This is a genomic window from Acinetobacter pullicarnis, from assembly GCF_006352475.1.
Classification (GTDB): Bacteria; Pseudomonadota; Gammaproteobacteria; order Pseudomonadales; family Moraxellaceae; genus Acinetobacter; species Acinetobacter pullicarnis.
This window is the reverse complement of record NZ_VCMZ01000001.1, coordinates 3,269,760-3,294,743: the sequence shown is the minus strand read 5'-3', so window position 1 is coordinate 3,294,743 and position 24,984 is coordinate 3,269,760. Positions and strand designations below refer to the sequence as shown.

Genomic DNA, 24,984 nt, shown 5'->3' with positions numbered 1-24,984 from the left:
TTTACATTATTTGAATGAAAAAGAGAGTAGAAATAAATAGCTTGCTTTGATTATAGAATGAGGGGTCAAAAATACAGGCTAATAATACCGTTGAATCATAAGGTTACATAACACAACAGTAGAATTGCTTGAGAATAATTAAACTATGCATCTAAAATTGAAAACGCGAATAAAAGGCATGTCATGCAAGTTAAAAGGATCATTGTGTTTAAACAACAAGACCACTTCAAAAACGTTAGATGTTCTTTATTGGGTTGCATGATCTTCGCTGCTGCATCAATGACATACGCAGCTGAAGAATCTTTTAATAATGCGTTACGTATTGCAAGCAGTGGGAATGTGAGCCAGTTGGCACAGTATAGCGAATCAATGCAAAATGATGTGCTGGGCTATTATCCCGAATATTGGACACTCAATTCCAATCTTGGCTTTCAACCTGCAAGTAATATTGTCAGTTTTGCACAACGCTATCCGCAGTCCGCAATGGCTGAAAAACTGGCAGCAGATTTTGTTGAAGAAAAAGTAAAACAATCTGATTTTGCGGGTGCACAGTCTGTTCTACCTTTTGTGAGCAATCCTGATCAGGCCGAGAGCTGTGCTGTTGCACAAGTCCGCGCCAAGATGGGTGATCCATTGGTTTTTGCCGAATATAATGATGTTTGGTTGGCCACCAACAACCAGCCTGAATCATGTCACGGTTTGGGTCGCTTAATGCTATCTAGCCCATTGATGACCACAGAAAATCGTCAGCAACGCTTATATGCACAATTACGTGCAGGCCAGTCGGGTCCAGCGATTGCAACCGCACAAAGCTTGGGTATAAATCTATCTTTGGCTCAATTCAATCAAATTCAAGCCAATCCACAAGGCTATCTGTGGACGGCACCTAAAAACAATTTAAATGACTATGCCTATTTGGTATTTGCTTTAGGGCGTACTGCAGATACGGACTTAACCACTGCCTTACAATCGATGCCACGCTTGGTGGAGGGTGTGCCACCCGAAGTACAAAAATATATCTATCGTACAGTGGCCTACATTGGTGGGACCACGGTGATGAAAAATAATTTTAATCGTGAGGTGTTGACCAACTTTGATGCCAGTTATGGGATGCCATTCACGCCTGAAGAATCTGAGGTATATGCGCGTCAAGCGATTCGTTTCGGCAGTTGGGAAAGTGTGATTCGCGCCATAGACAGCATGAGTGTGACGCAGAAACAAGAAGATCGCTGGCAGTATTGGTTGGCGCGTGCTTCTGAGCAGCGTGCAGACAGTCAGTCAAAACGGACTGCACAAGATATTTATAAGCGTTTGGCCAGTTCCGGTGATGATTACCATAATTTATTGGCCAAAGATCATTTAGGTCAGCGCTATGGCGGTAAATCGCCAAATGAAGAACCATCAAGCAATGATTTACAACGACTTGATCGAGATATTCATTTCCGCCGTGCATTTACCTTACGCAATATCAATGCACCAGCCAATTATGTGAATCGTGAGTGGAATTGGGCTGTGCGCCAAGCTTATTTAAAACATGATGATGGATTGATTTTAGCTGCGGCAAAACGTGCATCGGATATGGGTTGGTATGACCGCGCGATCTATGCTGCTGATCGAACAGAGAAAAAACACAACCATGTTTATAAATATGCGACACCGCATCAGAGCACTGTAGTCAATCATAGCCGTAATGCTGGGATCGATCCTGCTTGGGCTTACGGGTTAATGCGCCAAGAAAGCCGTTTTGTCAGTTCTGCAAAATCACATGTTGGTGCTGGTGGGATTATGCAAATTATGCCGAACACAGCAAAATTGATTGCAAAACAAATGGGTGAGACCTATAACCCCGCAGCATTATCCGATACCAATACCAATATTCGCTATGGCACCTTTTATTTATCAACGATTCAGTCTCAACTGAGCTCAAATCCCGTGTTGGCAACCGCTGGTTATAACGCTGGTCCGAATCGTGCTAAACGCTGGCAACCCGATCAACAAGGTTTGGCAGCAGATCAATATACTGAATCAATTCCATTGAATGAAACACGTGATTACGTCAAAAATGTGATGACCAATGCGGTGCATTATGGAATTTTACTTAATCAAGGTCCGCAAGCAATCGAAAGCCGTATGCCAATGATTCCTATGCGTAATCCCTAAAGATGAGGTTGTTGTTTAGGTTGATGAAAGTAAAAGTTTTTCAAATGATTAGGATGCGTTGTTGTGCCTATATGCTAGGGACAACCACGTTATTCTTTGTGCTGGGTGCAAGCCAGAGTCACGCAGCTGCGACTTTGCAGGGTTATGTGATGCAGGTGGAAATGTCACCTGCAATTTGTGCATTAGATCGAAATAGCGCGAAACAACGTAAATGTTTGGAAGGCTATTCATTAACCATTACTGGTTTGATGCCAGAAATTAATAGCAATAATTGTACAACCCAGTCTTCTCCTGTTCTCTCTCCCTTGCAAGCCAAGGTGGTGGTGAGAGTGATGCCAGAAGATGCTGTTCGTTTTCAGCTTTGGCGCAATATTGGGGGCTGTGTGCCGATGAATGCCAGCCAATATTTTCGTACGATTATTAATTTTGCTGAAAAACTTAAAATTCCTTCTGAACTGACCGTATATGAAGATCGGAAGATTCAGCAGAATTATTTAAAGGCTCAATTTTTAAAATTAAATCCAGGGATGCCCAGTGATGGTATTCGTTTTAGTTGCCAGAATATTAAATCTCGACCGGTTTTGACTGAAATTCGCGTGTGTTATAAGACCAATGGTGAATATAAGCAATGTGCTAGCCAAGTGGTCTCAAATTGCCCGTCAGCGTTTGACATCAAAGGAAGTTATTAAATAAGCACAGACGAAACTGCACTTTGATTGAAATTTGCTATCAGACTTTTGTTGAATTAGGCACTGTTTTTCATGCAACAGCCAAAAGTTTGGAGTACAATCTTTGCCGTTTATGATAATTCGATTAAATGGACTTAACTGTTTAATCACATTGACGATCCTCAATTGGAGATAATGATATGAAGCAACCCGTTCGTGTTGCCGTTACTGGCGCTGCAGGTCAAATTGGTTATAGCTTGTTATTCCGTATCGCAAGCGGTGAAATGTTAGGAAAAGATCAACCAGTTATTTTGCAAATGCTTGAAATCCCAGTTGAGAAAGCTCAACAAGCGCTTAAAGGCGTAATGATGGAACTTGAAGATTGTGCATTCCCATTACTCGCGGGTATGGTTGGTACTGATGATCCAAACGTTGCATTTAAAGATGCAGATTATTGTTTGCTTGTTGGTGCTCGTCCACGTGGTCCAGGTATGGAACGTGCTGATCTTCTACAAGAAAATGCTAAAATCTTTACTGTTCAAGGTAAAGCAATTAACGATCATGCAAGCCGTGACGTAAAAGTACTTGTTGTTGGTAACCCAGCAAATACCAATGCTTATATCGCAATGAAATCTGCGCCTGATTTAAACCCAGGTCAATTCACTGCAATGTTACGTTTAGATCATAACCGTGCATTAAGCCAAATTGCTGCTAAAACAGGTAAAGCTGTTAAAGACATTAAAAATCTTACTGTTTGGGGTAACCACTCTCCAACGATGTATGCAGACTATCGTTTTGCAACCATCAACGGTGAAAATGTTAAAGATTTAATCAACGATCAAGAATGGAACGCAAACGTTTTCCTTCCAACTGTTGGTAAACGTGGTGCTGCAATTATTGAAGCGCGTGGTCTTTCTTCAGCTGCTTCAGCTGCGAATGCTGCTATTGATCACATGCACGATTGGGCGCTTGGCACCAATGGTGAGTGGGTAACAATGGGTATTCCTTCTGACGGTTCTTATGGAATTCCAGAAGGCGTGATGTATGGCGTACCTGTAACATGTGAAAATGGTCAATATACACGCGTTGAAGGATTGGAAATCGATCAATTCAGCCGCGAGCGTATGGATTTCACGCTAAATGAATTAGAAGAAGAACGTGCTGCAATCGCACATTTGTTCAACTAATCATCCAAATTTAGCTTCAGTGATGTTGAACTCTGCTGAGTGAGATATCGAAGCATAAAAAAACACCCCTTATGGGGTGTTTTTTTATGCTTCGAATCACGAACACTTTCAATCGTGGCTTCGCACGAACAGCTGGTTAGTTCATGCGAGACTGGCACAGCTGGATAAACCAGTCTTTGTCACGGAGTGAGTTGAAGGCGCTGTGGTTTTGCATCAATTCCTGATCAAATGCATGCGTTTTTGCATATTTGTTGAGCCAATGCCGTGCCATCGCGAACTCTTCTTTGCGTACAGAGGCATAGGCCAGAAAGAAAAAGATATCACCATGACCTGAATTGGTTAGCGGTTTTAACACCTGCTGGGTAATTAAGGCAAAACGTACTTCGCGCGTGATTTCAAAATACAGCATATAAGCTTTTGCCAAATGTAGGGACAAGTCGACATATAAGCGCATTGGCATTTCTTCAAATTCAACCCGTGCTTGTTCGAGCAGAACCACCGCTTCTTGTAAAAAATGAATTTGCTCTGAGCGAGAGTTGCTGTAGGTGACCAGTTGTAAACGGAGATCACTTCTTTCTAAGGCCAGTTCAGGGGTATTTTGAATTAAATACAACTGATCCGTCTTGCCAATGCGTGAAATGACACGCTTTGCTTGTTCAACCATCAAGATTTCGTCCTGTTTCAACATGATTGCTATATGAGGATGAAATAAAAAATTTAAAGTTACGCAATTAGTTGCTACGCAACCATGCCGTAATAGACAGCCGTTGTTGCTTGGCTTCTAAGACTTCATGCAGTAAGTCGCTTTGAAATAGGGCGAGGCGATTGGGTTGTGGTTGAATCGTGTGCCATTGCTGATTCTTATCTTGGAGGTGAAGTTGCCCCCCCCAATCGTGTTGCCATTCTTGGTGTACATAATAAACGCTGGAAATTACACGACCATTTTTTTGTTGTGGATTATCACGATGCAAGGCATAAAATTCACCTGGGTTATAGCAGGCATAATGTGCTTCTGTGTGTTGAATACCTAAGAAAAAATGTCGATTAAAAAGTTGAGATAAAGTATTTAAAAGTTGTAAATGTTGTTTTGCAATATTGAAGTCTTCATTGATCCAGAGAATATGATCACTACGGATTTGATTCATCACTCCATTTTGAATGGCTGCTTCTCGAAAGCGATTTAAATTGTCAGTACATTCTGCGATAAGTGCAGTGTGAATTTCGGGTGAATAAACATTGTCGATTATTGTGAAACCATGTTGATCTAAATCATCTAGGATTTGATCAACATGGCAGCACTCTGGGAGGAGAATTGCATCCATAAATTACAGTCAACTTGTGAGAAAATAGAAGGTGGATTATTTTAGAACACTAGACGAGCGATGAAGAAGTATTTTTTCATGCTAAAATGCCCGTTGGATATAGGAATGAATTAAAACATGAATTACCGTCATCATTTTCATGCAGGCAATTTTGCTGATGTTATGAAACATGTGTTATTGCTACAGCTATTGACACGTTTAAATGCCAAAGACAAAGCGTATCGCTATATTGATACACATGGTGGGGCGGGTCAATACGATTTGGCTTCAGCAGCAGCGCAAAAGTCTGGAGAGTTTTTGAATGGTATTCACCGTCTGGTCAAGCTTGACGATTCGGTTGTGCGTCAAGCACCTGAATCAGTTCAAACTTACTTGAAATTGGTTGAAGAGTTGCGGAGTAAACATGGTCGTGGTGCTTATCCAGGTTCACCTTGGTTTGCACTTAAAGCGATGCGTGAGATGGACACAGCCACAGTTTTTGAAATGCAACGTGAAGTTTTTCAGCAACTTTATGACAATATTCGTGATAAGCGTGCTGGTTTACATGAGCGCGATGCATATGAAGGCTTAATGGGCGTGATTCCACCAAAGGAAAAACGTGGCTTGGTCATGATTGATCCGCCTTACGAATTAGAGCGTAAAGACTTTCCGCAATTGGTGCAATTGATTCAAGATGCACATAAAAAATGGCCGACAGGCGTAATTGCGGTATGGTATCCAATTAAAGATCGCGCGATGATTGATCGCTTTGAAAAGAAATTATACAAATCTGGTATTCGTCGCCAATTAATCTGCGAAGTTTGTGTTTGGCCTGATGACACTCCTGTTGGTTTAAATGGTTGTGGTTTATTGGTGATTAATCCACCTTGGCAGTTCTCTCAACAAGCTGATGAAGCTTTGCAGTGGCTATTCCCACACTTGCGTATGAGTGAAAATGGTGGACATGCTGCAGTGCGTTGGTTAGTTGGTGAATAATGCAGTTAGATAATGTTACGACGAATTCATAATAAAGTTTAAGATTAGGATTGAAGAATGACAAATACCAATAAACCTGAGCGTCACGATGTAAGCCCTGAAAACCGTTCTTTCGATGGCATCACTTTTGAGGTTGAAGAGGAAGAACACACCCATGAGGGGCACAAAGTTAAACGCCGTGGTATTTATCTTTGGCCGAATCTAATCACGACCATTGCATTGCTTTCTGGTTTTTATTCGATTATTGCGAGTATGAACCATGATTATGTTCATGCGATTTACGCCATATTTTTAGCTGCGATACTTGATGGTTTAGATGGTCGAGTAGCGCGTGCGATTGGTGCGCAAAGTGCTTTTGGTGAACAGTACGATTCATTATCTGACTTACTGGCATTTGGTGTAGCGCCTGCTATTTTAATGTATAGCTGGGCGCTGCATGATTTAGGCCGAATTGGTTTGGCCTGCAGCTTTGTATATACCGCTTGTGCCGCGTTTCGTTTAGCGCGATTTAATGTTCAAATTGGCGTCGTTGATAAGCGTTATTTTATTGGGATCGCAAGCCCACTCGCAGCCGTTATGGTCATTTCGTTGGTGTGGGTGAGTTATGATTATCCAATGGTATTTGACTTAAGTTCACGCGCTGTTCAAATCACATATGCTGCGGTGATGGTGATTGTTGGCTTGTTGATGGTATCGAATATTAAATATTATTCGTTTAAGCAAGTTGATCGTAAACGCGTACCGTTTGTGGTGATGATTCCAATCGTATTGGTTTTTGCGCTCATTCTTTATGATATTCCGTTGGGAATATTAGTTGTATCAATTTTATATGCTATATCTGGTTTTATCACGACATTTTTGGCGCGTAATGAAAAAGATGACACAAGTCATGTTGGTGAGGCGGGTCAAACCAAGTAGTTAAATCAAATGAACTAAAAAGGTTATAAGGAGTTTGTGATGTCGTTGCCTCGTCATTCTCTAGAAGCGCCACAAGTATTGACGCAAATTCCTTTTCCTTTGCAATTGGCATATCACCCACCCAATGCATGGTTTAAAATTGTTCAGCAATCTCTGATAATGACTAATTTGCCTGCGCCATTACATTATTTAAATTATAGAGTGATGATGGGGCAGGCCAATCTTCCAATTTTTAGAAATCAGATCGCGATTAAAACCTCTGCCTTAGACACAGCTACATTGATGTGTAGCGTCAGTCCGCATATGGTTGCTCAATTTACGCATTACTCAATGCGACATGACTGCATTTTAAAAGATGATTATTATCAATTTGGTGAATCTAACCGACTTTCAGGGAAACTGCCTGAATTTCATTTAACTCGTGATGATTCTGAGTTAAGTGTCGATTTAAAAATTAGTACCTTTCCAATATTATCAAGCTTCTTAAAATTAAAACTGGGTTTGTATGAGCACTGGTCTCTACTTTGTCATTGTAAGGGGCAGATCAAATATAAAGGCAAGGTTTTTAATGTTGATCAACAGGGAAGCTTTGAATATACCCGAGCAATTAATGTACCTTATTTACCTTTATGCTTTTACACCTATCAAATAATTGATTTAAAAGACCAGCGTCAATTACAACTCATTCATTTGCGCAATCAATTTAATCAAATTTTGCAGTCTAAAATATTTTTAAAAGATTTCACTCAAAACAAGACAGAATGCTTTGAAACTGGTGTGCATTTTATGGTGCATCGAGTTTATCCAAAAGTATCGACACCAAATCACCAATCCATGTACCTCGCACGAGAATTTGAATGGCAGTGGAGTAATGGGGCACAGCACATTCGGGTTTATGCACAAAGCCGTGGTGATTTTAAATTTGGTATTGGTGTGGGGTATGCCGGTAGTTTTAATTACCAAGTTGAAATAAATGAATACCTCGAAGAGGGGAGTGCTGGCTATTGTGAATATATCGACTGTAGACCATTGAAGTGGCAGGAGCGCAATAGCCATGAAAAATTACTCGAAAAGCTAGAGCACCCTTTTCCAGTGGTATTAAAGAAGTAATGTAGAAATAGGTTGTTTTGAATAAAAAATCAGAAAACTATCATTTTTAGACTAGGAAGACATTAATATTGCCTATTTTGTATATTAATTAGTCATGCAGTTGAAATTAGTTAAAATAATTGGAAATAGGGGTTGCGCACGATTTTTTTTCGCCTATAATGCACATCCATCGGCGGTGATGTTAATAAGAACTTGTTGAATAACAAGCACTTAGCTTTAAGTTAGGGTGTTTGGATTGTAGATAAGGGCTTTAAATTAAATAACATTACTTGTTGACTTTCTAAATAAAGAGAGTAACATGGCCGACCTAGCTTGCTGCTGACGAAGCAGTAAGTAAATCATTAAGAGATTATGAAGAACAACTTGTGTGGATTTTTACTGGTTGATTGATCAAATATTATCATTGATTGATTGGTAGAAATTACTCGAAGTTTATTTGAGAAATATTTGTCAGTTATTTGATGAGCCAAGATTTGTAGCCATAAGCTACTAATGATTTTTAACTGAAGAGTTTGATCATGGCTCAGATTGAACGCTGGCGGCAGGCTTAACACATGCAAGTCGAGCGGGGAAAGGTAGCTTGCTACCTGACCTAGCGGCGGACGGGTGAGTAATACTTAGGAATCTGCCTATTAGTGGGGGACAACGTTTCGAAAGGGACGCTAATACCGCATACGCCCTACGGGGGAAAGCAGGGGATCACTTGTGACCTTGCGCTAATAGATGAGCCTAAGTCGGATTAGCTAGTTGGTGGGGTAAAGGCCTACCAAGGCGACGATCTGTAGCGGGTCTGAGAGGATGATCCGCCACACTGGGACTGAGACACGGCCCAGACTCCTACGGGAGGCAGCAGTGGGGAATATTGGACAATGGGGGGAACCCTGATCCAGCCATGCCGCGTGTGTGAAGAAGGCCTTATGGTTGTAAAGCACTTTAAGCGAGGAGGAGGCTCCTATAGATAATACCTATAGTGAGTGGACGTTACTCGCAGAATAAGCACCGGCTAACTCTGTGCCAGCAGCCGCGGTAATACAGAGGGTGCAAGCGTTAATCGGATTTACTGGGCGTAAAGCGTACGTAGGCGGCTAATTAAGTCGGATGTGAAATCCCCGAGCTCAACTTGGGAATTGCATTCGATACTGGTTAGCTAGAGTATGGGAGAGGATGGTAGAATTCCAGGTGTAGCGGTGAAATGCGTAGAGATCTGGAGGAATACCGATGGCGAAGGCAGCCATCTGGCCTAATACTGACGCTGAGGTACGAAAGCATGGGGAGCAAACAGGATTAGATACCCTGGTAGTCCATGCCGTAAACGATGTCTACTAGCCGTTGGGGCCTTTGAGGCTTTAGTGGCGCAGCTAACGCGATAAGTAGACCGCCTGGGGAGTACGGTCGCAAGACTAAAACTCAAATGAATTGACGGGGGCCCGCACAAGCGGTGGAGCATGTGGTTTAATTCGATGCAACGCGAAGAACCTTACCTGGTCTTGACATAGTAAGAACTTTCCAGAGATGGATTGGTGCCTTCGGGAACTTACATACAGGTGCTGCATGGCTGTCGTCAGCTCGTGTCGTGAGATGTTGGGTTAAGTCCCGCAACGAGCGCAACCCTTTTCCTTATTTGCCAGCGGGTTAAGCCGGGAACTTTAAGGATACTGCCAGTGACAAACTGGAGGAAGGCGGGGACGACGTCAAGTCATCATGGCCCTTACGACCAGGGCTACACACGTGCTACAATGGTCGGTACAAAGGGTTGCTACCTAGCGATAGGATGCTAATCTCAAAAAGCCGATCGTAGTCCGGATTGGAGTCTGCAACTCGACTCCATGAAGTCGGAATCGCTAGTAATCGCGGATCAGAATGCCGCGGTGAATACGTTCCCGGGCCTTGTACACACCGCCCGTCACACCATGGGAGTTTGTTGCACCAGAAGTAGGTAGGGTAACCGTAAGGAGCCCGCTTACCACGGTGTGGCCAACGACTGGGGTGAAGTCGTAACAAGGTAGCCGTAGGGGAACCTGCGGCTGGATCACCTCCTTAACGAAAGATTGACGATCGGTAAGAATCCACAACAAGTTGTTCTTCAACTGTGTCTTGCAAAAGATTTAAAGCGATTCGTTGCTTTAGGTTTTCTCAGGGTCTGTAGCTCAGTTGGTTAGAGCACACGCTTGATAAGCGTGGGGTCACAAGTTCAAGTCTCGTCAGACCCACCATTCACTTTTTAAGTGTGGTGATAAAACGATGTTTTAGAACTTATGAGAAGCAAAGATAGAGTATCTCGAATAGATTATCTGGGGACTTAGCTTAGTTGGTAGAGCGCTTGCCTTGCACGCAGGAGGTCAACGGTTCGACTCCGTTAGTCTCCACCATATAAAGTTAGGTTTCTGGAATCAGAAACAAAGAATTTAACTGCAAAGTTAGATTATAGAATTTAGTAAAAGTTGTTCTTCATATCTTGGTGATCAATTTTATTAAGTTCTGTGATTTATCACAGTTTGCTACGACCTGACGAAGGCGTAGTTAATCATTAACAGATTGGCAAATTTGAGTTGAAATTAATTGTTTTAGCTCATTGTTTCGAAAGGAACGATGAGTACTAGCGAAGAAATTAACTGAATCAAGCGTTTTGGAAAACGAAAATAGATTGAAGCTGTACAGTGTTTAAATACACAGTACTTCAAACTGTAATGTTGCTAACCCTCCTTGTAGGGGTTACGACTGTTTGGGGTTGTATAGTCAAGTAATTAAGTGCATGTGGTGGATGCCTTGGCAGTCAGAGGCGATGAAAGACGTAATAGCCTGCGATAAGCTCCGGGGAGGCGGCAAATATCCTTTGATCCGGAGATTTCTGAATGGGGAAACCCACCTACTATAAGGTAGGTATCGTATGATGAATACATAGTCATACGAGGCGAACGAGGGGAAGTGAAACATCTCAGTACCCTTAGGAAAAGAAATCAATTGAGATTCCGTCAGTAGCGGCGAGCGAACGCGGATCAGCCCATTAAGTTATGTGTGTTTTAGTGGAATGCTCTGGGAAGTGCAACCATAGTGGGTGATAGTCCTGTACACGAAAGGGCACACATAATGATGACGAGTAGGGCGAGGCACGTGAAACCTTGTCTGAATATGGGGGGACCATCCTCCAAGGCTAAATACTCCTGACTGACCGATAGTGAACCAGTACCGTGAGGGAAAGGCGAAAAGAACCCCTGTGAGGGGAGTGAAATAGATCCTGAAACCGCATGCATACAAGCAGTGGGAGCCGACTTGTTCGGTGACTGCGTACCTTTTGTATAATGGGTCAGCGACTTATATTCAGTAGCAAGGTTAACCGTATAGGGGAGCCGTAGAGAAATCGAGTCTTAATAGGGCGTTTAGTTGCTGGGTATAGACCCGAAACCAGGTGATCTATCCATGAGCAGGTTGAAGGTTGGGTAACACTAACTGGAGGACCGAACCCACCGTCGTTGAAAAGCCGGGGGATGACTTGTGGATAGGGGTGAAAGGCTAATCAAACTTGGTGATAGCTGGTTCTCCCCGAAAGCTATTTAGGTAGCGCCTCGGACGAATACCATTGGGGGTAGAGCACTGTTTCGGCTAGGGGGTCATCCCGACTTACCAAACCGATGCAAACTCCGAATACCAATGAGTACTATCCGGGAGACAGACTGCGGGTGCTAACGTCCGTAGTCAAGAGGAAAACAATCCAGACCGCCAGCTAAGGCCCCAAAATTATAGTTAAGTGGGAAACGATGTGGGAAGGCATAGACAGCTAGGAGGTTGGCTTAGAAGCAGCCACCCTTTAAAGAAAGCGTAATAGCTCACTAGTCGAGTCGGCCTGCGCGGAAGATGTAACGGGGCTAAAACTATATGCCGAAGCTGCGGATGCATAATTTATTATGCGTGGTAGGGGAGCGTTCTGTAAGCCGATGAAGGTGTATTGAGAAGTATGCTGGAGGTATCAGAAGTGCGAATGCTGACGTGAGTAACGACAATGCGAGTGAAAAACTCGCACGCTGAAAGACCAAGGGTTCCAGTCCAACGTTAATCGGGGCTGGGTGAGTCGACCCCTAAGGCGAGGCCGAGAGGCGTAGTCGATGGGAAATTGGTTAATATTCCAATACTTCTGTGTAATGCGATGAGAGGACGGAGAAGGTTAAGTCAGCCTGGCGTTGGTTGTCCAGGTGAAAGGTTGTAGGCATGTATCTTAGGCAAATCCGGGGTACTCTATGCTGAGAACTGATACCAAGCTAGTTTACTAGCGAAGTGGCTGATACCCTGCTTCCAGGAAAAGTCTCTAAGCTTCAGTTACACAGGAATCGTACCCGAAACCGACACAGGTGGTCAGGTCGAGTAGACCAAAGCGCTTGAGAGAACTCTGCTGAAGGAACTAGGCAAAATGGTACCGTAACTTCGGGAGAAGGTACGCTGTTGACGGTGATAGGATTTACTCCTTGAGCGGTTGACAGCCTCAGAAACCAGGCCCCTGCAACTGTTTATTAAAAACATAGCACTCTGCAAACACGAAAGTGGACGTATAGGGTGTGATGCCTGCCCGGTGCTGGAAGGTTAATTGATGGGGTTAGCGTAAGCGAAGCTCTTGATCGAAGCCCCAGTAAACGGCGGCCGTAACTATAACGGTCCTAAGGTAGCGAAATTCCTTGTCGGGTAAGTTCCGACCTGCACGAATGGCATAATGATGGGGGCGCTGTCTCCAGCAGAGACTCAGTGAAATCGAAATCGCCGTGAAGATGCGGTGTACCCGCGGCTAGACGGAAAGACCCCGTGAACCTTTACTGCAGCTTGACATTGAACTTTGATCTTACTTGTGTAGGATAGGTGGGAGGCTTTGAAGTAGCGACGCTAGTTGCTATGGAGCCATCCTTGAAATACCACCCTGGTAATATTGAGGTTCTAACTCTGTCCCGTTATCCGGGACGAGGACCATGTCTGGTGGGTAGTTTGACTGGGGCGGTCTCCTCCTAAAGAGTAACGGAGGAGTACGAAGGTGCGCTCAGCGTGGTCGGAAATCACGCGTAGAGTATAAAGGCAAAAGCGCGCTTAACTGCGAGACCAACAAGTCGAGCAGGTACGAAAGTAGGTCTTAGTGATCCGGTGGTTCTGTATGGAAGGGCCATCGCTCAACGGATAAAAGGTACTCTGGGGATAACAGGCTGATACCGCCCAAGAGTTCATATCGACGGCGGTGTTTGGCACCTCGATGTCGGCTCATCTCATCCTGGGGCTGAAGCAGGTCCCAAGGGTATGGCTGTTCGCCATTTAAAGAGGTACGCGAGCTGGGTTTAGAACGTCGTGAGACAGTTCGGTCCCTATCTACCGTGGGCGCTGGAAATTTGAGAGGATCTGCTCCTAGTACGAGAGGACCAGAGTGGACGAACCTCTGGTGTACCGGTTGTGACGCCAGTCGCATCGCCGGGTAGCTATGTTCGGAAGGGATAACCGCTGAAAGCATCTAAGCGGGAAGCCTACCTCAAGATAAGATTTCCCAAGGACTTTATGTCCTCTAAAGAGCCGTTGAAGACTACGACGTTGATAGGTTGGATGTGGAAGCATAGCGATATGTGAAGCTGACCAATACTAATTGCTCGTGAGGCTTGACTATACAACACCCAAGCAGTTGTATGCGCAATCTATTCTTTGACAAATCGCTTGATTTAGTTAATCAAACCGCTAAAATAAACAAAAAATTTCAACTCAATCAGCCCTTCTGTTAATAACTCTTTTGGTTAAGATAGTACGGATGTCGAATACGACGTAAAACCCGAAATCACCATAAACAGTTGTGCTGGCGACAATAGCAAGAGTGAACCACCTGATCCCTTCCCGAACTCAGAAGTGAAACCTCTTTGCGCTGATGGTAGTGTGGGGTTACCCATGTGAGAGTAAGTCATCGCCAGCTCATTATTCCTAAAAACACCCCAGTCAACGACTGGGGTGTTTTTTTATGCGCGGGAAAAATGAAAAGAAAAACGAAAATTGAATACAATAAAAAGCCCCTAAATAAGGGGCGTTCATGAGGCTAAACCATCTTCATAAAAAAGTTAATTAGCTTACGGGTAAAGCTGCGATACGGTGGAAAAAACATTTTCGCCAGCATGATGCTATTACGTACCACGGCTCTAGAGTGAGAAAAAGCCAGAAAGCCATAATAACCGTGTGAATTACCAAGACCCGAATTGTTTACCCCGCCAAAGGGCAGGTTGCCGTGTAAAAATTGCACCACAGAGTGATTAATACAAGCACCACCAGAACTGGTCTGTTGCATGACTTTATCGATATTGGTGGAATTACGTCCCCAGATATACAGTGCCAAAGGTTTGGGCGCAGCATTAATCCGCTGAATCACTTCATTGATTGAGTTAAAACTAATAATCGGTAATAAAGGTCCGAAAATTTCTTCCTGCATAATCGCGGCATCATCTGGGAGATTATCCAATAAGGTCGGTGCAATATAACGCAGCTCAGGTTTAATCTGGCCACCTGTAACAACTGTTGCACCACGCTGAATCGCATCATCCAGCAAAAACTCTAATCGATCTAAATGCCGAGCATTACAAATACGGGCTAGATCAGGACTCTTTATTTGATTTTCTTCAGTACCATAAGTCCGAACTAAAATCTTTTTACACTCTTCTAGAAATGCTGCCTTCACATTTTGATGTACATAAATATGATCTGGTGCAATACAGGTTTGACCATTGTTGGTGAACTTGGCCCATAACGTGGTTTGTGCTGCTAAAGTCAGGTCTGCGCTTTCATCAATAATGGTCGGTGATTTGCCACCAAGTTCTAAGGTCACACTGCTTAAGTGTTTGGCTGCCGCAGCCATCACCACTTTGCCAATATTGGGAGAACCTGTAAAGAAAATATGGTCAAAGGGCAGTGCCAGCAAGGCTTGTGAGATATCAGCTTGACCTTGGAACAGAGCAACCTCATCTTCATGAAAGCATTGCTCAATAATTTTTGCCATTAACGCAGCGGCACAGGGGGTCATTTCTGAAGGCTTGATCATCGCAGTGTTCCCCGCGGCAATTGCAGAGATCAATGGGCCAAAAGTGAGGTTAAATGGATAATTCCAAGGAGAAATAATCAGGCTACGACCTTTGGGTTCAAACTGAATATAGCCACGTGTGCCTAGCATCATGCGTGATGGCCATACCCGTTGTTTTTTCATCCAACCTTTTAAGTGACGAATCGCCTCGTTGGCTTCAGCAATAATTGGCAGAATTTCAGTCAGTTCGACTTCAGTTGCAGGTTTAGAAAAATCATCAAATCCAGCCTGAATAATTTCTGCTTTATGCGCCAAGATAGCTGATTTTATACGTTTAATTTTTTCAATGCGTTGTTTAGCAGTCGATTGACGTAACTGCAGTGCTGTACTGGCCTGCGCCTGAAACAGCTGGTTGATTTGATTGATGACATCATTCGGGTCGGTATCAAGTGGATTCATGATGAAATGCTCTTCAGTATTTTGAATTATTTTTTCTAAATAATAAGGTACTAGGGGTGATTACCATGTTGCTTTGATCATATCTGCTGCTTTCTCAGCAATCATAATGGTTGGGGCATTGGTATTACCAGCAATTAAGTTTGGCATAATCGAGGCATCAATCACGCGAATACCTTGAAGTCCATGTACTTTAAGTTCTGGATCAACCACAGCCATTGAATCAATTCCCATTTTACAGGTGCCAATGGGATGGTAAACCGTATCGACACGCTGTCTGAGTGCTTGGCGGATATCATCATCAGTACGAACCTCTGGTGTAAACATATCTCTGCTGATGAACTGAGATAAAGCAGGGGCTTGCATGAGGCGTTCTGTCATTTTATAGCCTTCGACTAATTCTTCAATATCATCAGGATGATTTAAAAAATTAGGGTCGATTACAGGGGGACTATCTGGATTATTGTTGCGCAATGTCACGGAACCGATACTTTTAGGCCGTAATAAGCAGACATGACAGGAGAAGCCATAACCCGTATGCAAACTGCGGGCATGATTATCAACCAGTGCAATTACGAAGTGCAATTGGATGTTCGGTGTTGCAAGTTGAGGATCTGTTTTTAGAAATGCGCCACCCTCAGCAAAATTTGAGCTAAGCAGGCCATGCCGATTTTTACGGTATTGGGCAATATCTTTAATCAACTTAAGCGTTGCACTTGGAGAAATGCCAAGTAGGGCAGTATGTTTAGATTTATAGCCAAAGATAAAATCGGGATGATCTTGTAGATTTTTTCCGACCCCAGCCAAGTGATGTACGACAGGAATATTATGTTTTTCTAAGTCACTCGCATCGCCAACACCTGATAGCATTAAAATCTGAGGGGATTGTAATGCACCTGCACTGAGGAGGATTTCCCGCGTGGCATTTACGCGATACACTTGATTGCCTTTTTTATATTCGACCCCAATGGCTTTTTTTCCCTCGAAAATAATCCGCTGTACATGGGCTTTACTTTCAATTTTTAAATTGGGCCGGGTTAAATGTGGCTTTAAATAAGCACGGAATGCGCTGCAGCGTTCGCCATTGACTTGAGTGGTCTGATAGATGCCCACACCCTCTTGTTCTGCAGCATTGAAATCTGGGTTAATTGGATAGCCAACTTGTTTTGCTGCATCAATAAAATATTGCTGAAATGGATTGTCACTTTGTAAATTACTCACATGCAATGGACCCTCCTGACCATGCCATTCATTGTTAATATGATGGTTACGTTCTGACTTAATAAAATAGGGCAGCACATCTTGATATGACCAGCCTGTATTTCCAAGCGCAGCCCAATCATTATAATCCTGTTGATGACCACGGGTGTAGATCATGGCATTAATGGCAGAACTCCCACCAAGGGTTTTGCCGCGCGGCTGATAACCCTGACGTCCATTTAATCCGGTTTGTGGAGTGGTTTTAAAGGCCCAGTTATTTAGTTTATTGGGGACCATTAAAACCACTGCTGCTGGAGTGTTAATGACCCAATGATCGCCATTTCCACCAGCTTCGAGCAGTAATACAGAAATGTGGGCGGATTCGGTCAGTCGACTTGCCAGTACACAACCTGCAGATCCACCCCCAATAATAATATAGTCAGCATCATGCATTATTTTTTCCTTTTTATATGAATGATTGGGTGTTCAAGTTTTGGGCATCATTGATGAGGCGATAGGGCCTTTTTCATCACAGTTGCTAGGTAATTAATATTCTTTATTACACCGTTTTTCATGGATTTAAAAGCAGATTGTTGACGATCCAGAAAGAGAGGTTGGCCATTGTGCCATTTAAGCTAAATTTCATCATAGGTGAATTGGATGCCAGATAAAAATTTAGAAGTGACCATCGCGTTCAGTGTGCGAGCGTGTTTATTAATCGGAGTATTGGGAGGGGAGTATGCTGGGTCTTAAGTTAATGCATAAAAAAAATCAGTGCTGTAATGCACTGATTTCAATTTTATCTAAGTCCAGATGGTGTGATCTATCTAAACCTATACAAACACATACTTCATTAAAGCATCAAGCAGTACCCAAAGTACAACCAGTGCAACAACAGGCTCTAATACTTTGGCCCAAGTTGGGTTCTGGACTATCGCGACTTCTTCAGTCTCTGCAACGGCATGGGTATTTTGATTGTGGACCATTTGATTAAACTCCTTCATGGTGTCGTCTAATGATAAGCTTTCTTCTTCAATAGGTTGAGAGCCAATCAGCTCATTTAGGTTGTTTACCGACCAAACCCAATCTTTGGCTTGCCCAGAGAGGTGCTCGATTTGTCCCAAGAGCAATTCACGCATACCGTTTTGGCCATAGTTGCCAGTATTATCAAGCTGTTTGAGCTCTTGAAACTGGAAAGCCAAAACTTCACTGCTACTTTGCTCAAATTCAGTTCGACTAAGTTCAGATTCGTTGTTTAATGAAGTGGTCAAATGTCTTGCAATTTCTTGAATATAAAGCTGATCTTGTGATTGAATTTCACGGTAAATTTGATCAGGTTCTGTACGCCATAGACTAATAATTTTACCGAGTACCAGCACATTAATTTCAAATAAGTGGGCTTGGCGTTTTTCGGTGGCATGCTGTTGCAAGATTTGAGGTTTTTGAATCTCAATCTGCTCAGCAAAATAATGTACAAGATCAAAGGCCATTTTCGAGTTTCCTTGGATTAATCTAAAATTCTTAACGTCGGTTTTTTCTTTACTGTTTCTTGTTCTGAAGTTTCGGTTGTATCTGTTGCTAAAGGCGCTTGAGGGTCTTGTTGGTTGGTATATTCCTCTGGATCAAAGAATAAACCTTGACCATTTTCACGTGCATAGATACCCAGCAGCGCAGCCACTGGAATATAAATATCTCTCGAAACCCCACCGAATCGAGCCGAAAAACTAATCGCATCATTGCCCATGGTAAAGCGATGCACGGCATGTGGTGCGGCATTGAGAACAATCTGACCATCTTGAATAAATTGTGTTGGCACATCGGTATACGGGCGTGTTGCATCGACCAATAAGTAGGGGGTGAGATTGTGGTCGCAAATCCACTCATAAATTGCACGTGCAAGATAAGGACGAGTAGGATTCAAATTTAATTCAGGTTCAGACATTAGAAAGTACTCTATTGATTTACTAAAAATTCACGATATCGATTTTTTTCTTGAGAAGTCAGTGATTTTAAAAAGGTTGGCCGACTAAATACACGTTTGCAATATAAGAAAATCGGGCGGCATTGCTGCACTGGTAACTGAATCCCCATCTGCTTTAAACGTATGAAAATTGGGGCTAACATGCAATCTAAAATTGTAAAGTTCTCAGACATAAAATAAGGATAATGCTGAAATAAAGGTGTTAAAGACACCAACGTATCACGTAATTGTTGCTGAGCTTTTATTTTGGCTTGCGCGTCTAGACTGTCTGGATGGCGCAGCATAATATCAGCAAGATGAAACCAATCTTGTTCAAAGCGCCAGATGTATTGGCGTTGTTCTGCTCGCGCTGCTGGTGCATCAGCATACAGTTTATTTTGACGATAACGATCATCAATATATTCAGAAATAATAGCGCAATTAAATAATTTTAAATCATTTTCAACTAACATAGGCAGTTGATTATACGGATTTAAGCTGGCTAAATCTTCATCCTCGTCATCGACTAAAATAAGATTATATTTAATCTGTTTCTCAGCAAGCATGAAGCGTAGCCAATGTGAGCGAAAATCATCTGCATGACTATAAAGGGTAATACCTTGGAGTGGTGCGGGTTCGACAGACATATTCCAAAACTAAGCAGATGAATTAGACAGGATACTAAATATAGCCGTTAAAATCACGGATACTTTGGATTGTTAAGATCAGATCATGAGAAAACCGACGATTAAGTCAAAAGGATAGGAAATGAATCGTATGAAACTTAAATTGAGTTGCCATTTGTTATTGGTGTTGGCATGTACAACTACTTTGTCTATTGCTCAAGCGAAGTCAATCGCGTCTCAGGATGTGACTGCCTACGCTGCTGCAGATGCAGCAATCAGTACAGCGGCATTGGTGTGTAGCGGTAACTGTGATGCTGATGCAGACTTAGACACCGATACCATGTATGGGGGAATCAAACAAGAATATGTGGTCAAGGGCTGTAAGGTCACGATTTATAACGATGGACCTGTGAAAATGGTTGATGAAAACACTGATGAGCCATGTGACGGTCCGATCCCGGCAGATCATGTTTTTGCTAAAGTGTCACGAAGCTATAAACAAAATGGCTGTACTGTAACTGAATATGAAAGCGGTGATGCAGTTAAGGATTGTGATCAGCCAAAGAAACCTAAGAAATAATTGTTATTAGAAGTAGGTATGACGGTAAGGCGGGAATAACCGATTGAGAACTTAAATTTAAGCATAAAAAAAACCTTGGAAAATCCAAGGTTTTTTTCTGTCCGATTCGGTAAACGAATTAACGTTTAGAGAACTGTGGACGTTTACGTGCTTTACGTAAACCAAGTTTCTTACGTTCAACTTCACGAGCATCACGAGTAACGAAACCAGCTTGACGTAGTGCAGACTTAAGTGTCTCATCAGATGCGATTAGTGCACGAGTAATACCGTGACGAATTGCGCCTGCTTGACCACCAATACCACCACCTTTAACAGTGATGTATAAGTCATATTTAGTCGTAGATTCTAAAAGCTCTAACGGTTGACGAACAACCATTTGTGCAGTTTCACGACCAAAATATTGCTCTAGTGAACGGTTGTTAATAACAAGTTTTCCAGTACCAGCAGATAGGAAAACACGTGCAGTTGCGGTCTTACGGCGACCTGTACCATAATTAGTAGCCATGTGCAGTATCCCTTAGATGTCCAAAACTTGTGGCTGTTGAGCTGTGTGCGGATGCTCAGTACCAGCGTACACTTTCATTTTTTTGATCATTGCATAACCAAGTGGACCTTTTGGCAACATACCTTTAACAGCACGTTGGAAAATTTCTTCTGGCTTATGAGCAACTAACTTTTCGAAGTTAGTTTCACGGATACCGCCAGGAAAACCTGTGTGGCGATAGTACTTTTTGTCGTGTGCTTTTTTACCAGTCACTTGAACTTGCTCAGCATTGATAACAACGATGTAATCACCAGTGTCAACGTGAGGAGTATAAGATGTCTTGTGTTTGCCGCGTAAACGACGAGCGATTTCAGTCGCAAGGCGACCTAAAGTTTTGCCAGAAGCATCAACAACGAACCAGTCGTGTTGAACTTCAGCTGGCTTAGCGCTGAGAGTTTTCATGAACCACTACCTATTATAGTTGGTTTGGACGTTAAAGCCTGTCCAAACAAAATGGAGACGAGATTTTAAACCAAACTAGAAAAAATCACAATGGGGAAGAGTGGGTTAAAATGGATTCTTTCCAAGAAAAGTGACGTAAATCGAGGTTTATTAGAGCGAAATAAGTGGACTGTCTTTTTGTTATACAAGAAATGTATATTTCTCACTGACTGAGATTTGTGGATGCATGGTTGAAGTGAATCCTCTTAATCTGAGATTGATGCTTGAAAGTGCTGTGATTTAAGTGGATAAAACTTATAATCAATCCAATTGTTTGATGGGCAGAGACAGCATGCTTCCTTTATATGTCACCAGTGGCGAACCAGCCGGTATCGGTCCTGATATTTGCTTGAGTTTGGCTGATCGTGTCGATGAACGACCGATTGTGGTTTTGGCCGATCAAGCACTGTTAAAAAAACGTGCTGAACAGCTTGGCGTTAACGTCGAACTGATTGAATATACTGGGCAAAAAGTATCAACAGCGGTTGGGCAATTGTATGTTGAGCATGTGGCATTGGCTGAAGAAGTCGTCCTTGGTCAACTCAATGCAGCCAATGCCAGTTATGTCTTAGAACAATTACGTTGTGCTGCTGACTATGCCATGCGCGATTTAAGCGTTGGTGTGGCAACTGCGCCCGTGCAAAAATCGATTATAAATGATGCCGGTATCGCATTTAGTGGGCACACCGAATATTTTCAAGAATTCGCTGGTGTTGCGCGCGTGGTGATGATGTTGGCCACCAAAACATTGCGTGTTGCATTGGCAACCACGCATTTACCTTTGCGCGAGGTTGCCGATGCGATTACGACCGAACGTTTGCATCAAGTCATTGATATCTTGCTACATGATCTACAAAGCAAATTTAAAATTTCGCAGCCACGCGTGTTGGTCTGTGGTTTAAATCCGCATGCTGGCGAAGATGGTTATTTGGGCCGTGAAGAAATTGATGTGATTAATCCAGTGCTTGAAAGTTACCGCAAGCAAGGGGTCGACATGAGCTTAAGCCTCCCTGCCGATACTTTATTTACACCTGAGCATTTAAAAGATGCAGATGCCGTTTTAGCGATGTATCACGATCAAGGCTTACCTGTGTTAAAATCGCAGGGCTTTGGCGAAGCCATCAATATTACTTTAGGCTTACCTTTTATCCGCACGTCGGTTGATCATGGCACAGCACTTTCACTGGCAGGCACTGGACTGGCAAAGCATTCAAGCTTGCAGGTTGCTGTCGATTTGGCGCTGGATTTAGCCCGTCAGTAACAGTTGTTCGAGCCAATGTTGGATCAACACCCTTGCTCATTGATGTGTTTGCTGAGTTTAATTCTCTAAACCCATGCTTTTAAATTATTTTATGTTGGACATACTTTATGTATCAAATTAATGCCCTAAACCCCAAAGATGAAGGGCATCAAGCTCGTAAACGTTTTGGCCAAAATTTCTTGCATGATCAAGGGGTCATCGCCAAGATTGTGCGTGCTGTTAATCCACGTGATGGCGAAAATATTGTTGAGATTGGACCAGGACTTGCTGCACTGACTTCGCCATTAATTGGTGAATGTGATGCTTTAACCGTAATTGAGCTTGACCGTGATTTGGCAGCGGGTTTGCCGCGTCGGGTACCGCATCCTGAACGCTTGACCATCATTGAAGCGGATGCACTGAAATATGACTTTAATGCATTGTTTAAAGAAGACAAACCACTTCGAGTCGTGGGTAACCTGCCTTATAATATTTCGACCCCATTATTGTTTCATCTTTTGACCTTTGGTGGTCAAATCAAAGACATGCATTTTATGCTGCAAAAAGAAGTGGTTGATCGTATTACGGCTGTGCCTAAAACCAAAGAATATGGTCGCTTGTCGGTGATGATTCAGTATTACTGTAAACCGACGTTTTTATTTGAAGTGGCACCGGGATCGTTTAATCCACCACCGAAAGTCACCAGTGCAATTTTCCGTTTAGAGCCTTATCAAGACAAGCCAATTGTCGCTAAAAATGAAAAGGCTTTGGCGCGTTTAGTCGGACATGTGTTTACTCAGCGTCGTAAGACTTTGCGCAACAGTTTGAAAAATATGCTGAGTGAAGGTGCGTTTGAACGTGCAGGCATTGATCCAATGGCACGTCCTGAAACGTTGGATTTGGCACAGTTTGTTGCATTGTCCGATCAAATGGTGGACTAAATGGCTGGTTATAACTATGTGATTGGTGATGTACAAGGCTGTTTTGAAGCGTTAAAAGCGCTGCTCAAAGAAATTTCCTTTGATTCCAATCAAGATTTTCTTTGGTTTGCAGGCGATTTGGTTGCACGTGGCGAAAACTCATTGGGTGCCTTGCGCTTTATCAAGAAAATGGTTGATCAAGGTTGTGCTGCAACCGTACTGGGCAATCATGACTTGAACCTGTTGGCATGCGCACGCGGTATCAAAACTGCAAAAGCCAAAGATCAAACCCAAGACATCATTGATGCGATTGATAGTGATGTGCTGATTGATTGGTTACGTCGCCAACCGCTGTGTTTAATGCCAAATGCGCAGACCATTTTAACCCATGCGGGTATTCCCTCAATTTGGAATGCAGCACAGACGCTAGCATTGGCCAAAGAAGTCGAAGCAGCTTTGGCGGATGATGACTTTGAGGTAATGGATGCGTTTCTAAAGACCATGTATGGTGCAGAGCCTGCGCTTTGGTCTGAGGACTTAACTGGCAATATTCGTTTACGAGTGATCACCAACTATTTGACTCGTATGCGTTTAAGCGATGCAGATGGCGGTTTAGAGTTTAGTTTTAAAGATGCTTTAGATGAGCCAATGCCAGAAGGCTTTAAACCGTGGTTTGAATATGAATCACAGGCCAGTCAAACCCATCAAATTGTATTCGGTCATTGGGCGGCCTTGGCTGGACGTCGCGTTTCAGCGCAGATTCAAAATGTCGATGGTGGCTGTGTCTGGGGTGAGCAACTGCTTGCTTATCGCTTAGAAGATCAACAGTGTTTTGCTGTTGATAATCCTATGTTTGGCTAAGTGATATAGCAAAAAAAGCTTTGACTGATCATCGATTTGAGCAGTCAAAGCTTTTTTTTGCGTGTAAATCTTCAGATTGAGCAGAAGCCAGTAGGATCACCTGTGGTGAGCAGACTGACTTAGATTTACTTTAAAAATAAAATAAAAGCAGGGAGCCAAACGGCAGTAAACACCGCATTGACCGCCATTCCAAAGGCCGCATAACGACCGGCAACTTCACCGCGTTGCCAAGCTTGTGCTGTACCAATCGCATGTGCCGCGAGACCGAGTGCTAATCCAGAAGCACGTTCATCATGAATGTTTCTTAACACCAGCGGTGAGAGTGCTGCGCCAATCACCCCAGATAAAATCACAATTAAAATTGCCAGACTGACTGGTGCATTGAGTAAGGTCGCAATATTAATCGCAATTGGAGTGGTGACTGCACGTGTTGCAAATGCCATCACGGTTGGTTCAGACATGTGTAACAGATAGGCGAGTCCCATCGGAAGGGCAACCGCACTGATACTGGCAAAGATCAAAATTCCAATCATCGACTTTAAGGGTAAATCATCATAACGCATGGCGGCCAAAGGAATCGCGAGCGCAACAGTGACATAGCCCAATAGATTGCTAAATAGTCCATTGACTTGTTTTGCATATTTTTCATATGGAATATCGAGCAAAGCCAGTAAAGCAATCACGAAGCACATACTAATGACGATCAATGGAATTTGTGGAAATTTTCTATTGACAGATTTCGCCAATATATAGGCCACCAAGGTCAGCAAAAAGCCCGTTAAAACACTGAACATTGCTTCT

Annotated in this window: 19 protein-coding genes, 2 tRNA genes, 3 rRNA genes and 1 pseudogene; 15 read left to right on the top strand and 10 right to left on the bottom strand. The window is 43.0% G+C overall.

Annotated features, from left to right (window positions below; genetic code table 11):
* Nucleotides 1-258 precede the first annotated feature (258 nt).
* From FD716_RS14655 to FD716_RS14645, 3 genes are all read left to right on the top strand, one after another.
* Nucleotides 259-2,160, top strand: coding sequence for a lytic transglycosylase domain-containing protein (locus FD716_RS14655; RefSeq protein ID WP_407641936.1), 1,902 nt, complete (start codon nucleotides 259-261; stop codon nucleotides 2,158-2,160).
* Nucleotides 2,161-2,213: 53 nt separating this feature from the next.
* Complete coding sequence (locus FD716_RS14650) at nucleotides 2,214-2,849, top strand: ribonuclease T2 family protein (protein WP_228715010.1); 636 nt, start codon at nucleotides 2,214-2,216, stop codon at nucleotides 2,847-2,849.
* A gap of 179 nt (nucleotides 2,850-3,028) precedes the next feature.
* Nucleotides 3,029-4,015 carry a malate dehydrogenase gene (locus tag FD716_RS14645; RefSeq protein WP_139853009.1) on the top strand — a complete coding sequence of 329 codons (987 nt, stop codon included), beginning with the start codon at nucleotides 3,029-3,031 and terminating at the stop codon, nucleotides 4,013-4,015.
* Between the two features lie 136 nt (nucleotides 4,016-4,151).
* Here FD716_RS14645 and FD716_RS14640 read toward each other — a convergent pair whose 3' ends face one another.
* The gene (locus FD716_RS14640; RefSeq protein ID WP_139853708.1) at nucleotides 4,152-4,679 is read right to left on the bottom strand and encodes a hypothetical protein; all 528 of its coding nucleotides are present in this window, start codon (nucleotides 4,677-4,679) and stop codon (nucleotides 4,152-4,154) included.
* A gap of 67 nt (nucleotides 4,680-4,746) precedes the next feature.
* Nucleotides 4,747-5,337 carry a 2OG-Fe(II) oxygenase gene (locus FD716_RS14635; protein WP_139853008.1) on the bottom strand — a complete coding sequence of 197 codons (591 nt, stop codon included), beginning with the start codon at nucleotides 5,335-5,337 and terminating at the stop codon, nucleotides 4,747-4,749.
* A 117-nt stretch (nucleotides 5,338-5,454) separates the two neighbouring features.
* On the opposite strand from FD716_RS14635, the gene FD716_RS14630 reads away from it, so the two are divergent.
* The 8 genes from FD716_RS14630 to rrf all read left to right on the top strand — a co-directional run bounded on the left by FD716_RS14630 (nucleotide 5,455) and on the right by rrf (nucleotide 14,263).
* Nucleotides 5,455-6,312, top strand: a complete 858-nt coding sequence (locus tag FD716_RS14630) for a 23S rRNA (adenine(2030)-N(6))-methyltransferase RlmJ (protein ID WP_139853007.1) — start codon at nucleotides 5,455-5,457, stop codon at nucleotides 6,310-6,312.
* 57 nt (nucleotides 6,313-6,369) lie between these two features.
* Complete coding sequence (gene pssA, locus FD716_RS14625; protein WP_139853006.1) at nucleotides 6,370-7,230, top strand: CDP-diacylglycerol--serine O-phosphatidyltransferase; 861 nt, start codon at nucleotides 6,370-6,372, stop codon at nucleotides 7,228-7,230.
* A gap of 39 nt (nucleotides 7,231-7,269) precedes the next feature.
* Entirely contained in the window at nucleotides 7,270-8,340 is a 1,071-nt protein-coding gene (locus tag FD716_RS14620; protein WP_139853005.1) for a DUF6670 family protein, read from the top strand.
* A gap of 500 nt (nucleotides 8,341-8,840) precedes the next feature.
* A 16S ribosomal RNA gene (locus FD716_RS14615) occupies nucleotides 8,841-10,380 on the top strand.
* A 96-nt stretch (nucleotides 10,381-10,476) separates the two neighbouring features.
* Nucleotides 10,477-10,553, top strand: a tRNA-Ile gene (locus FD716_RS14610).
* Between the two features lie 80 nt (nucleotides 10,554-10,633).
* Nucleotides 10,634-10,709 (top strand) — tRNA-Ala (locus FD716_RS14605).
* Nucleotides 10,710-11,074: 365 nt separating this feature from the next.
* A 23S ribosomal RNA gene (locus FD716_RS14600) occupies nucleotides 11,075-13,966 on the top strand.
* Between the two features lie 182 nt (nucleotides 13,967-14,148).
* Nucleotides 14,149-14,263, top strand: a 5S ribosomal RNA gene (rrf, locus tag FD716_RS14595).
* Together the 16S, 23S and 5S rRNA genes with 2 tRNA genes alongside form the textbook arrangement of a ribosomal RNA operon.
* A gap of 120 nt (nucleotides 14,264-14,383) precedes the next feature.
* Here rrf and FD716_RS14590 read toward each other — a convergent pair.
* The 5 genes from FD716_RS14590 to FD716_RS14570 form a co-directional block, all read right to left on the bottom strand.
* Nucleotides 14,384-15,814 (bottom strand): aldehyde dehydrogenase family protein, encoded by a 1,431-nt coding sequence (locus tag FD716_RS14590; protein ID WP_139853004.1) that lies wholly within the window; start codon nucleotides 15,812-15,814, stop codon nucleotides 14,384-14,386.
* 60 nt (nucleotides 15,815-15,874) lie between these two features.
* Entirely contained in the window at nucleotides 15,875-17,464 is a 1,590-nt protein-coding gene (locus tag FD716_RS14585; RefSeq protein WP_139853003.1) for a GMC family oxidoreductase, read from the bottom strand.
* Nucleotides 17,465-17,844: 380 nt separating this feature from the next.
* A complete protein-coding gene (locus FD716_RS14580) occupies nucleotides 17,845-18,501 on the bottom strand; it encodes a hypothetical protein (protein WP_139853002.1) in 657 nt (218 codons plus the stop codon).
* A 17-nt stretch (nucleotides 18,502-18,518) separates the two neighbouring features.
* The gene (locus tag FD716_RS14575) at nucleotides 18,519-18,953 is read right to left on the bottom strand and encodes a ClpXP protease specificity-enhancing factor (RefSeq protein WP_139853001.1); all 435 of its coding nucleotides are present in this window, start codon (nucleotides 18,951-18,953) and stop codon (nucleotides 18,519-18,521) included.
* Nucleotides 18,954-18,964: 11 nt separating this feature from the next.
* On the bottom strand, nucleotides 18,965-19,618 hold the full coding sequence (locus FD716_RS14570) for a glutathione S-transferase N-terminal domain-containing protein (protein ID WP_139853000.1): 654 nt from the start codon (nucleotides 19,616-19,618) through the stop codon (nucleotides 18,965-18,967).
* Between the two features lie 313 nt (nucleotides 19,619-19,931).
* Between FD716_RS14570 and FD716_RS19450 the strand changes: the two are divergent.
* A pseudogene (locus FD716_RS19450) lies at nucleotides 19,932-20,078 on the top strand (hypothetical protein); the annotation flags it as partial.
* 217 nt (nucleotides 20,079-20,295) lie between these two features.
* Here FD716_RS19450 and rpsI read toward each other — a convergent pair.
* Both rpsI and rplM read right to left on the bottom strand, forming a co-directional pair.
* On the bottom strand, nucleotides 20,296-20,682 hold the full coding sequence (gene rpsI, locus FD716_RS14560) for a 30S ribosomal protein S9 (protein WP_139852998.1): 387 nt from the start codon (nucleotides 20,680-20,682) through the stop codon (nucleotides 20,296-20,298).
* Between the two features lie 12 nt (nucleotides 20,683-20,694).
* Complete coding sequence (gene rplM / locus FD716_RS14555; RefSeq protein ID WP_139852997.1) at nucleotides 20,695-21,123, bottom strand: 50S ribosomal protein L13; 429 nt, start codon at nucleotides 21,121-21,123, stop codon at nucleotides 20,695-20,697.
* Between the two features lie 331 nt (nucleotides 21,124-21,454).
* On the opposite strand from rplM, the gene pdxA reads away from it, so the two are divergent.
* The 3 genes from pdxA to FD716_RS14540 all read left to right on the top strand — a co-directional run bounded on the left by pdxA (nucleotide 21,455) and on the right by FD716_RS14540 (nucleotide 24,183).
* On the top strand, nucleotides 21,455-22,423 hold the full coding sequence (gene pdxA, locus FD716_RS14550) for a 4-hydroxythreonine-4-phosphate dehydrogenase PdxA (RefSeq protein ID WP_139852996.1): 969 nt from the start codon (nucleotides 21,455-21,457) through the stop codon (nucleotides 22,421-22,423).
* Between the two features lie 107 nt (nucleotides 22,424-22,530).
* Nucleotides 22,531-23,343 (top strand): 16S rRNA (adenine(1518)-N(6)/adenine(1519)-N(6))-dimethyltransferase RsmA, encoded by an 813-nt coding sequence (rsmA, locus tag FD716_RS14545; protein WP_139852995.1) that lies wholly within the window; start codon nucleotides 22,531-22,533, stop codon nucleotides 23,341-23,343.
* Complete coding sequence (locus FD716_RS14540) at nucleotides 23,344-24,183, top strand: symmetrical bis(5'-nucleosyl)-tetraphosphatase (RefSeq protein ID WP_139852994.1); 840 nt, start codon at nucleotides 23,344-23,346, stop codon at nucleotides 24,181-24,183.
* Nucleotides 24,184-24,308: 125 nt separating this feature from the next.
* Here the strand turns inward: FD716_RS14540 and FD716_RS14535 are convergent, their stop codons facing one another.
* The gene (locus FD716_RS14535; RefSeq protein WP_139852993.1) at nucleotides 24,309-24,977 is read right to left on the bottom strand and encodes an LrgB family protein; all 669 of its coding nucleotides are present in this window, start codon (nucleotides 24,975-24,977) and stop codon (nucleotides 24,309-24,311) included.
* Nucleotides 24,978-24,984 lie beyond the last annotated feature (7 nt).

What these genes read in the sequence shown, in the direction of transcription:
- FD716_RS14650 (WP_228715010.1), top strand. Translation starts at nt 2,214, where the DNA reads ATGCGTTGTTGTGCCTATATGCTAGGGACAACCACGTTATTCTTTGTG.
- FD716_RS14585 (WP_139853003.1), bottom strand. Translation starts at nt 17,464, where the DNA reads ATGCATGATGCTGACTATATTATTATTGGGGGTGGATCTGCAGGTTGT.
- FD716_RS14540 (WP_139852994.1), top strand. Translation starts at nt 23,344, where the DNA reads ATGGCTGGTTATAACTATGTGATTGGTGATGTACAAGGCTGTTTTGAA.
- FD716_RS14575 (WP_139853001.1), bottom strand. Translation starts at nt 18,953, where the DNA reads ATGTCTGAACCTGAATTAAATTTGAATCCTACTCGTCCTTATCTTGCA.
- FD716_RS14590 (WP_139853004.1), bottom strand. Translation starts at nt 15,814, where the DNA reads ATGAATCCACTTGATACCGACCCGAATGATGTCATCAATCAAATCAAC.
- FD716_RS14655 (WP_407641936.1), top strand. Translation starts at nt 259, where the DNA reads ATGATCTTCGCTGCTGCATCAATGACATACGCAGCTGAAGAATCTTTT.
- FD716_RS14570 (WP_139853000.1), bottom strand. Translation starts at nt 19,618, where the DNA reads ATGTCTGTCGAACCCGCACCACTCCAAGGTATTACCCTTTATAGTCAT.
- FD716_RS14640 (WP_139853708.1), bottom strand. Translation starts at nt 4,679, where the DNA reads ATGGTTGAACAAGCAAAGCGTGTCATTTCACGCATTGGCAAGACGGAT.
- pdxA (WP_139852996.1), top strand. Translation starts at nt 21,455, where the DNA reads ATGCTTCCTTTATATGTCACCAGTGGCGAACCAGCCGGTATCGGTCCT.
- rplM (WP_139852997.1), bottom strand. Translation starts at nt 21,123, where the DNA reads ATGAAAACTCTCAGCGCTAAGCCAGCTGAAGTTCAACACGACTGGTTC.
- FD716_RS14630 (WP_139853007.1), top strand. Translation starts at nt 5,455, where the DNA reads ATGAATTACCGTCATCATTTTCATGCAGGCAATTTTGCTGATGTTATG.
- pssA (WP_139853006.1), top strand. Translation starts at nt 6,370, where the DNA reads ATGACAAATACCAATAAACCTGAGCGTCACGATGTAAGCCCTGAAAAC.
- rpsI (WP_139852998.1), bottom strand. Translation starts at nt 20,682, where the DNA reads ATGGCTACTAATTATGGTACAGGTCGCCGTAAGACCGCAACTGCACGT.
- FD716_RS14645 (WP_139853009.1), top strand. Translation starts at nt 3,029, where the DNA reads ATGAAGCAACCCGTTCGTGTTGCCGTTACTGGCGCTGCAGGTCAAATT.
- rsmA (WP_139852995.1), top strand. Translation starts at nt 22,531, where the DNA reads ATGTATCAAATTAATGCCCTAAACCCCAAAGATGAAGGGCATCAAGCT.
- FD716_RS14620 (WP_139853005.1), top strand. Translation starts at nt 7,270, where the DNA reads ATGTCGTTGCCTCGTCATTCTCTAGAAGCGCCACAAGTATTGACGCAA.
- FD716_RS14535 (WP_139852993.1), bottom strand. Translation starts at nt 24,977, where the DNA reads ATGTTCAGTGTTTTAACGGGCTTTTTGCTGACCTTGGTGGCCTATATA.
- FD716_RS14635 (WP_139853008.1), bottom strand. Translation starts at nt 5,337, where the DNA reads ATGGATGCAATTCTCCTCCCAGAGTGCTGCCATGTTGATCAAATCCTA.
- FD716_RS14580 (WP_139853002.1), bottom strand. Translation starts at nt 18,501, where the DNA reads ATGGCCTTTGATCTTGTACATTATTTTGCTGAGCAGATTGAGATTCAA.